The sequence below is a fragment of the Pseudomonas sp. HMSC063H08 genome (genome assembly GCF_001813645.1).
Classification (GTDB): domain Bacteria; phylum Pseudomonadota; class Gammaproteobacteria; order Pseudomonadales; family Pseudomonadaceae; genus Pseudomonas; species Pseudomonas aeruginosa.
In genome coordinates this window covers 99,507-108,115 of record NZ_KV813511.1, presented here as the reverse complement: position 1 = coordinate 108,115, position 8,609 = coordinate 99,507, and the positions used below count along the sequence as shown (strand labels likewise).

Genomic DNA, 8,609 nt, shown 5'->3' with positions numbered 1-8,609 from the left:
GAAGCGGCTCGGGGATCGCGATCAAGATGCCGTTGACGCCGGGGGCGGCGGACGCCGATGTCGCAGGACGCCCGCTACAACCCGCCAACGCCGGTCTCCACGCCAGCGATCCGAAGCAGAACGGCGAATACCGCTTCGATATCCGTTTGCAGGATATTCCCGGAGACGAAGGATTCCCCTTGATTCATACGCCCTGGCGCATCGTCCAGGGTAAGGAGCACAACCTGGTATTGGAAGGCGAGAGCGACGAGAAGGGACGGTTGGTGCTGGACGACACTCAACAGCGTCAGCTATCGAACGCCTGCGAGCGTGCGCCTGGCGATGTCTGGCTGGTGTATCCGGGGCAACGAATAGGCATCCGTCCGCATCGGGAGCGTGAGGGTTGGGACGCCACGCGCCACGCGCTGGGCGCGCTGGACTTCCATGACACCCTGGGCGGCCAGCGCGCGCCCACCCCGCTCGAACACCAGCGCGGCAAGCTCGACAGTTGCTGCGAAGGCGACCTTTATTCCCACCTACTGGCCAAGGACTGATCCATGTTGCAGAAGAAGCCCTACAACGGCCTCCACGAAAAGGAACTCAACCAGATCAACCAGCAGGATGGCAGCCCCTGCGTAGCCATTTCCGCACCGGGCTGTTTCATCAAGGGGTCCAACCTCTTTTCCGAAAAGCGGGCCGGTAACCGGGTCCGCTTCTTCACCACCGGCCGGGACTACTTCAGCGACCTGGCCAGCGCCCTCGACAGCGCCAGTTCGAGCATCTTCATCACCGGCTGGCAGGTCAACTACGACGTCCTCCTCGACGGCCGCCGCAGCCTCTGGCAGTGCCTGCGCCAGGCGCTGGAGCGCTCGCCCGCGCTGAAGGTCTACGTGATGCCCTGGCTCAGCCCTTCCGGCAGCCTCGGCACCTATGACTTCGAAACCATGCTCGCGGTGTTCCAGCTCAACGCCGGACTCGAGGGCGGCGCGCGCGCCTTCTGTACGCCGGCGATCCAGCAGAGCGACATGCAGGGACTGGGCGTCGCCTTCTCCCACCACCAGAAATCCGTGGTGATCGACAACCGCATCGGCTATGTCGGCGGGATCGACCTTGCCTATGGCCGTCGCGACGACAACGATTTCAGCCTCGACGCCTCCGGGCGCCGGGGCAACGACGCCTATAATCCCGGCCTACCGCATCTTGGCTGGATGGCGGAGGACGAACACGTCAGCTCCATGGGCCTGATGATGGCCACCCTGTTCGACCTTTCCAGGCCGCTCGCCAGCCTGACGCTGCATGCGCCCACCCTTCGCCTGTCGCCCTTCCCGCACATCGCCGCCAGCGACGAACCGCTGCTGAGCATTCCCCTCGCACCCAGCCGCGCCCGCGCCCTCAACGGCGCCGCCTACCTTTCCGACCTGTTCCGCAGCCCGATGCTGCCCTCCCTGCAATGGCTCGGCCGCGCCTACAACAGCTCGAAAGAAGGCCTGGACGAAGGCTTCGAACGGCTCGATGCGCTCAGGCGGCAGATGGTCGCCAGCAGCATCCGCGCCATTGCCAACCTGATCGCCGACAACCTCGACGCCCTGCCCATCGAGCCTGAACTCGAACGCCGCCTGCGCGCCTGGCTGGAGGAACTGCGCACGGCCGCGCTCAACCTGCCGGAAGCCCTGCGGATCAAGAGCCTGCTCCTGATCAACCAGTGGATGAGCGAAACCGAACTGGGCCAGGTCCTGACCCTGATCAGCGGCAAGGGCTTCGAAGATATCCCGCAGAACCTGAGCGGCAAGGCCGGCGAGTTGGCCGGCTCGCTGTTCTGGACACTCCACAGGCTGTTGCAGGCCCGCGCCGGAGGCCACCAGCAACCCTATCGCTACCTGGACGAAGCGCCTCAGCCATTGGCCTCGCCGGACAACGCCCGGCTGGCCGCCGACCAGCCGCGCATGCCCTGGCAGGATGTGCATTGCCGCATCGAAGGGCCGTCGGTGTACGACCTGGCGCGCAACTTCATCGACCGCTGGAACGGCCAGCAGGCCTACCTGGCCAAGACGCCGGCGCTACAGGATACGGCGCTGGTACGCAGCGCCCTGGAAGCCGTGATGAAGTGGCTGAACAGCCTGGCCGCCGCCGCGGGATTGGAGAACTACCTGGACGAGAAGCGCAACCTCCGGCCCGAACTGGACCCACCCACGCCCTGCTGGATCAACGCGCCGGAACAGTTGCCGCAAGAGCCGGAGGTGCGCCGCGGCGGCATGACCGTACAGGTACTGCGCAGCGCCGCGGCGCGCATGCTCGAACAGGAGCAGGCCGGCCGCCTCGGCGCGGGAGTGAACCTGCCCTTGCAGGTCGGCGTCTCCACCGAAGGAGTCCAGAGCAACTGCAAGGACGCCATGCTCCTGGCGATTTCCGGGGCGCAGCAGTTCATCTATATCGAGAACCAGTTCTTCCAGAGCGAGTTCGGCAAGGAAGGCGAAGTTTTCAAGGATCTGCCCCTTTCAGGCCCCATGGCCAGTCTGCGCGACGTTGGCAGCCTGCGACGCGACTTCGTCGTCCGGATACGCTTGGAGGAAGCCCTGGAGCAGCGCGACCTCTGGCTGCTGGACTGGGCCGAAGTGGAGAAGATCGCCCAGGAGCCTGGCACCGAGGCCCGCCAGTTCCTCAAGTCGATGCTCGCCATGTGGGGCGTGAACGCCCAGGGCTGGCTCACCCACAAGCTCGGCGAGGCCCAGCACGGCCTGCTCAACGAGATCGGCGAAGCCCTGGCGCGGCGCATCGAACGGGCCATCCAGCGCGAGCACCCGTTCCACGTCTACCTGGTCCTGCCGGTGCACCCGGAGGGCGCGCTGAACGTGCCGAACATCATGCACCAGGTGCACCTGACCCAGCAGAGCCTGGTGTTCGGCGAACAGAGCCTGGTCAAGCGCATTCAGCGGCAGATGGCGCTCAAGGCCCTGGAAGGCAAGTCCGACCCGGCCCAGGCCCGGGAAATCATCGAGCGCAAGGACGCTCGCGGTCGCCCGGTCTACGAACAGCAGGACTGGAGCCGCTACCTGACCCTGCTCAACCTGCGCACCTGGGCGGTGCTCGGCGGGCGGGTGGTCACCGAACAGATCTACGTGCACAGCAAGCTGCTGATCGCCGACGACCGGGTGGCCATCCTCGGCAGCGCCAATATCAACGACCGCAGCCTGCAAGGCGAGCGCGACTCCGAGCTGGCGGTGATGGTGCGCGACAGCGAGCCGCTGACGGTCAGGCTGGACGGCAAGAACGACGCCATCGTCGGCAAGGCCATCCACCAGTTGCGGGTGAATTTGTGGAAGAAGCATTTTGGCTTGAGCCAGGGGCCAGGCGGTTTCGTCAAGCCGGCCAGCGAGTTGAGTGCTTATCTGTCCATCCCGGCGGCTCAAGAGGCCTGGGAAGCTATACAAACATTAGCCAAGGAGAATACTCGTGCCTATGAACGGACTTTCAATTTTATTCCCCAAAATATCAGCCAGACTCAACTGCAACTGACTCCAGAGCCGCCTAAAGGATTTGAGGACGGATTTCCCGCCTCCATATGGCCAACCTGGGCATACAGAAAACCTGGCGAGTTAAGGGCGGGCGGACAACTGATGGAGCCGATGCCATATCAGGAAATCTTCTGGCGCTCATCTAATCTCACTTCGGTGAAAACCTTCCCACCACCCAACGGGGTTTCCGGTTTCATCACGGCTCTACCAACCAGTTGGACCCGTGGTGAGCGCAATGATTCTGGCTTGAATCTAAGCATCCTGGCACATCAGGACAGCAGATCGCTTCCCACCCAGGTCGCCATGAATGGAGATAGCTCGGCACAAGGAAAGCATCGCACATGAAAAGGGTTTTGATGGGTCTTATCCTATTGAGCAGCTCGAATATAACTTGGGCAGAAGCCCCCTCAAGTAAATACCAGGAGTGTCTGGGTCGAATGACCTTCGAGATACCGGAGGAGATGGAGTGGGCAACTTATGATGCCTCACGAGTCTGGCAGATATCCAAAGGGGGGGGGCATAACTTTACCGCCGAGGTGACCGCCGTAGGTGACAACGGCAGCTATGACTACGACAGTATGATTTTTTACGTTTCCGAAAAGGTTGATAAAAATGAATTCCATAACGCCTCAAACTACATAAAAGGAACAGCAGAAATATACCAAGACCATCTTAGAGAAAACATAAAACTAGATAAGAAAGCAATAAGTACGCTCCAAAAAAACAAGAGCGAAGAGAAAAGTATTGAACGGATAAAAAAAGGAATCGCAGAAATGGAGGCCAAGATTCCTCTCGCCAAGATCTACGAACACGATCTCGGCATCCCCGACTCCCATATCCTTGGCAGCAAGAATATCCCCTTCCATGTCCTGCTCTGGCGCAACCAGCGGGTCTATTACTTCACCTTCTCCAAGCCGACCGAGAACTCCGCCCAGCGCATCAAGGACCTAATCGCCCGTTTCCGCACCCGCGAGCTTTACGAAGTGCCGAACGAACCGGGCATCTGCTTCCCCTACGGCTTTATCGCCGACGACGGCAAGACCGCCTACGAACTGAAGAACAGCCTGCGTTTCACCCGCACGCCCAACGTGATCTTCAGCCTGCTCACCGCCTCGGCCAACGATCCCTGGCAGACCCGTCCCACCAGCGGCCTCTACGACAGCGACTTCCGTCCCGGCTACGACCGGCAGAAATGGAAAAAAAGCGCGCTGCTCGACAGCCTCCACATCGGCAAGCGCCTGGCCGCCTTCGAAGGCTGGCGCCTCGACCCGCGCCCCGACTCCGGCGAACGGGAACGCGCCTGGTTCGGCCTGGCCCATACAGGCGGCACCCTCGATCCGCTGGTAGCGATCCAGGTGCAGACCTTCCAGAAAGGCACCGACGACCTCACCGACTACACCCCGCCCCCCGAAGAAGTACTGCCCCGCCTGAAGGCCCTGAGCCAAAGCATCGAGCAGCGGCTGGCGCGCTGAAACCCACATCGCGGGCACTTGCACGAGCCTCCGCCATGGACCATGGGTCCTGGCGGCGCCTGCGACTGACTGGGTTGCCATGCCAAACTGCGAAGGTACGCTAGCCTTGCAGGGCAATCCCACCCGATAATAGGGGATTTCCCCGACGGCCCCGGCCCTGCAACGAATGCTTCGCGTATGACTGAACTCGCCCTGATCCTGGTCAGTGCCATCCTGGTCAACAACTTTGTCCTGGTGCAGTTCCTCGGCCTGTGCCCGTTCATGGGCGTGTCGCGGAAGATCGAGACGGCCATCGGCCTGTCCCTCGCCACCACCTTCGTCCTGACCCTGGCGGCGATGTGCAGCCATATCCTGCAACGCTACGTGCTGCGCCCGCTGGACCTGGAGTACCTGCGCACCATCGGCTTCATCCTGGTGATCGCGGTGGTGGTGCAGTTCACCGAGATGCTGGTGAAGAAGACCAGCCCGCTGCTGTACCGGGTGCTCGGCATCTTCCTGCCGCTGATCACCACCAATTGCATCGTCCTCGGCGTCGCCCTGCTCAACGCCAACAAGGCTGAATACGGCTTCCTCCAGGCCACTACCCAGGGCTTCGGCGCCGGGCTGGGCTTTTCCCTGGTGCTGGTGCTGTTCGCCGCCCTGCGCGAGCGCATCGCCATCGCCGACGTGCCGGCGCCGTTCCGCGGCGCGGCCATCGGCATGATCACCGCCGGCCTGATGTCGCTGGCGTTCATGGGCTTCAGCGGGTTGGTCCGGCCATGAACGGCGTGTTCCTGGCGATCGGCGCGCTGCTGCCGATCTGCCTGGCCGGCGGTGCGCTGCTCGGCTATGCGGCGGTGCGCTTCCGCGTCCAGGGCGACCCGGTCGCCGAGCAGGTCAACGCCCTGTTGCCGCAGACCCAGTGCGGCCAGTGTGGCTACCCCGGCTGCAAGCCCTACGCCGAGGCGATCGCCGCCGGCGACAAGATCAACAAGTGCCCGCCGGGCGGCGAAGCGACCATCCGCGCCCTCGCCGACCTGCTCGACCTGGAGCCCGAGCCGCTCGACGCCGCCGAGGAAACCCCGCCGCGGGTAGCCTACATCCGCGAGGCCGAATGCATCGGCTGCACCAAGTGCATCCAGGCCTGCCCGGTGGACGCCATCGTCGGCGCCGCACGGCTGATGCACACGGTGATCGCCGACGAATGCACCGGTTGCGACCTGTGCCTGGAGCCCTGTCCGGTGGACTGCATCGAGATGCGCGAAACCCCAGACGACGTGCGCCACTGGAAATGGCCGCAGCCGTCGCCGCGACTGATCGCCAGCGACCGGGAGCGAGCGGCATGAGCGCCCTGCACGCCTTCCCCGGTGGCCTCTGCCTGCCGGCCAACAAGGAGCGCTCCACCGCCCTGCCGATCCAGCAGGCGCCGCTGGCGCAGCGCTACATCGTGCCGCTCGGCCAGCACATGGGCGCGCCGGCGCGGCCTTGCGTGGAAGTCGGCCAGGCCGTGCTCAAAGGCCAGACCATCGCCCTCCCGGACGGCACCGTCAGCGCCGCGCTGCATGCCCCGACCTCGGGGACCGTGGTGGCGATCGGCGCACACCCCTATCCGCATGCCTCCGGTCTTCCCGCGCCGGCCATCGTCATCGCCAGCGACGGCCTGGAGCGCTGGACCGAGCTGCATCCCTGCCCGGACTTCCGCGCCGAAAGCCCGCTGGCGCTGCTCGAACGTATCCGCGCGGCCGGCATCGGCGGTCTCGGCGGCGCCGGCTTCCCCACCGCCGCCAAGCTCGCCGCGCGCCCGGCGGACAAGATCCATACGCTGGTGGTGAACGGCGCCGAATGCGAGCCCTACATCAGCGCCGACGACCTGCTCATGCGCGAGCGCGCCACGCAGGTGCTGAGCGGCATCGATATCCTGGTGCAGATCCTGCGCCCCGAAGAGGTGCTGGTCGGCATCGAGGACGACAAGCCGGAAGCCATCGCCGCCCTCGGCGCCGCCCTCGGTGAACGGCCCTATCGCATCGTCGCCCTGCCGACCCGCTATCCCTCGGGCGGCGAGCGCCAGCTGATCCAGTTGCTCACCGGCAGGGAAGTCCCGGCGGACGGCCTGCCGGCGGACATCGGCATCCTGTGCCAGAACGTCGGCACCCTGGCCGCCGTGCACGATGCCGTCGTCCTCGGTCGGCCGCTGATCTCGCGGATCACCACCCTCGCCGGCGGCGCCCTGGAGCGGCCGATGAACGTCGAGGCGCTGATCGGCACGCCGGTGCACGAGCTGCTGGCGTTCGCCGGCCTCGCCGAGGGACGCCTGGAACGCGTGCTGATGGGCGGGCCGATGATGGGCTTCGCCCTGCCCGATCTCTCGGTGCCGCTGATCAAGACCTGCAACTGCCTGCTCGCCGGCGATGCCACGGAGCTGCCGGAACCAGTGCCGGCCATGCCCTGTATCCGCTGCGGCGACTGCGCCCGGGTCTGCCCCGTCAGCCTGCTGCCACAACAACTGCATTTCTTCGCCCTGGGCGACGAGCACGAGCAATTGCTCGCCCACAACCTGTTCGATTGCATCGAATGCGGCGCCTGCGCCTACGTCTGCCCGTCGAGCATTCCCTTGGTGCAGTACTACCGCGCGTCCAAGGCGGAAATCCGCGAGCAGCGGCAGAAGCTGCTGAAGGCCGAACAGTCCCGCGAGCGTTTCGAGCAACGCCAGGCTCGCCTGCGCCGCGACGAGGAACGCCGGGCCGCAGAACGCGCCCAACGCGCCGAGAAGGCCGCGCGGGCGCGCGCCGCCCAGACCGAGCGCGAGGAAGCCGCCCCCGCCACGGCGGTCGACCCGGTGCAGGCGGCGATCGAGCGGGCCAGGGCGCGCAAGCAGGCCGGTAGCGGCAGCGAACGGCTGAAACGGCTGAAGATCGAAGCGAGCATGGCGCGGGTGGCGCTGAAGAAGGCCGAGAAACAGTTGCTCAGCCACGACACCCCGGAACAGCATGGCCTGGTCGCGGAACTGCGCGCCGCCGCCGAGGCCGCCGACAAGGCCCTGGCCGATGCCGAAGCCAGCCTGCCGCGCGACCTACCCAGCGCACCGCCTGCCGCGCTCGACGACGAAGCCGAACTGAAGAAGGCCAAGGCCCAGGCCGCCATGGCCCGCGCCCAGCTCAAGCGCTCGGAAAAGGCCTTCGGCGAAGCGCCCGGCGCCGAACAGCGGGCGACCCTCGACGAACTGCGCGCCGAGGTCGAGCGTTGCGAAGCCACCCTGGCCCGCCTCGAGCGTCACGCGCCGAAGCCCGCGGCGCCCGGCGACGACGGCCAGGCGGCGCTGAAGCGGGCGAAGATCGCCCTGGTCGGCAAGCGCGCGGCCTTGAAGAAGGCCGAGCAGGCCGGGGTGATGGACAGCGAGCTGGAACGCCTGCGCGGCGAGCTGCAAGCCGCCGAGCGCGACCTGCATGCCGCCGAGGACGCCTGCGGCAAGCCGGCGCCGGAGCTGGTGCGGATCGACAAGCGCCCGGTCGACCCGCGCACCCGCGAGCTGAAGACCGAGCTGGCCTACGCCCGCGCCGCCCTGAAGAAGCTCGAACGCCTGGCGAACGCCGACCCCGCCGCACTCGCCGCCGCCCGCGCGCGCCTGAGCGCCGCCGAGCGCGCCCTGACCGAACACGGTACGGAGTGA

The 8,609-nt window shown here is 65.7% G+C and carries 5 protein-coding genes and 1 pseudogene; all 6 read left to right on the top strand.

Annotated elements, in window-relative coordinates; all coding sequences use genetic code 11:
- Positions 1-533 (top strand): annotated as a pseudogene (locus HMPREF2924_RS21795) (type VI secretion system tip protein VgrG); the annotation flags it as partial.
- 3 nt (positions 534-536) lie between these two features.
- Positions 537-3,836: a phospholipase D gene (gene pldA / locus HMPREF2924_RS21790; protein ID WP_070700638.1), complete on the top strand. Its 3,300-nt coding sequence runs from the start codon at positions 537-539 to the stop codon at positions 3,834-3,836.
- Between the two features lie 428 nt (positions 3,837-4,264).
- The gene (locus tag HMPREF2924_RS21785; protein WP_003109999.1) at positions 4,265-4,963 is read left to right on the top strand and encodes a T6SS immunity protein Tli4 family protein; all 699 of its coding nucleotides are present in this window, start codon (positions 4,265-4,267) and stop codon (positions 4,961-4,963) included.
- A gap of 177 nt (positions 4,964-5,140) precedes the next feature.
- On the top strand, positions 5,141-5,725 hold the full coding sequence (gene rsxA, locus HMPREF2924_RS21780) for an electron transport complex subunit RsxA (protein ID WP_003092041.1): 585 nt from the start codon (positions 5,141-5,143) through the stop codon (positions 5,723-5,725).
- Positions 5,722-6,288, top strand: coding sequence for an electron transport complex subunit RsxB (gene rsxB / locus HMPREF2924_RS21775; protein WP_003092043.1), 567 nt, complete (start codon positions 5,722-5,724; stop codon positions 6,286-6,288). Before rsxA ends, rsxB begins: the two co-directional genes overlap by 4 nt.
- Positions 6,285-8,609, top strand: coding sequence for an electron transport complex subunit RsxC (gene rsxC / locus HMPREF2924_RS21770; protein ID WP_003138135.1), 2,325 nt, complete (start codon positions 6,285-6,287; stop codon positions 8,607-8,609). The genes rsxB and rsxC overlap by 4 nt, the downstream gene beginning before the upstream one ends.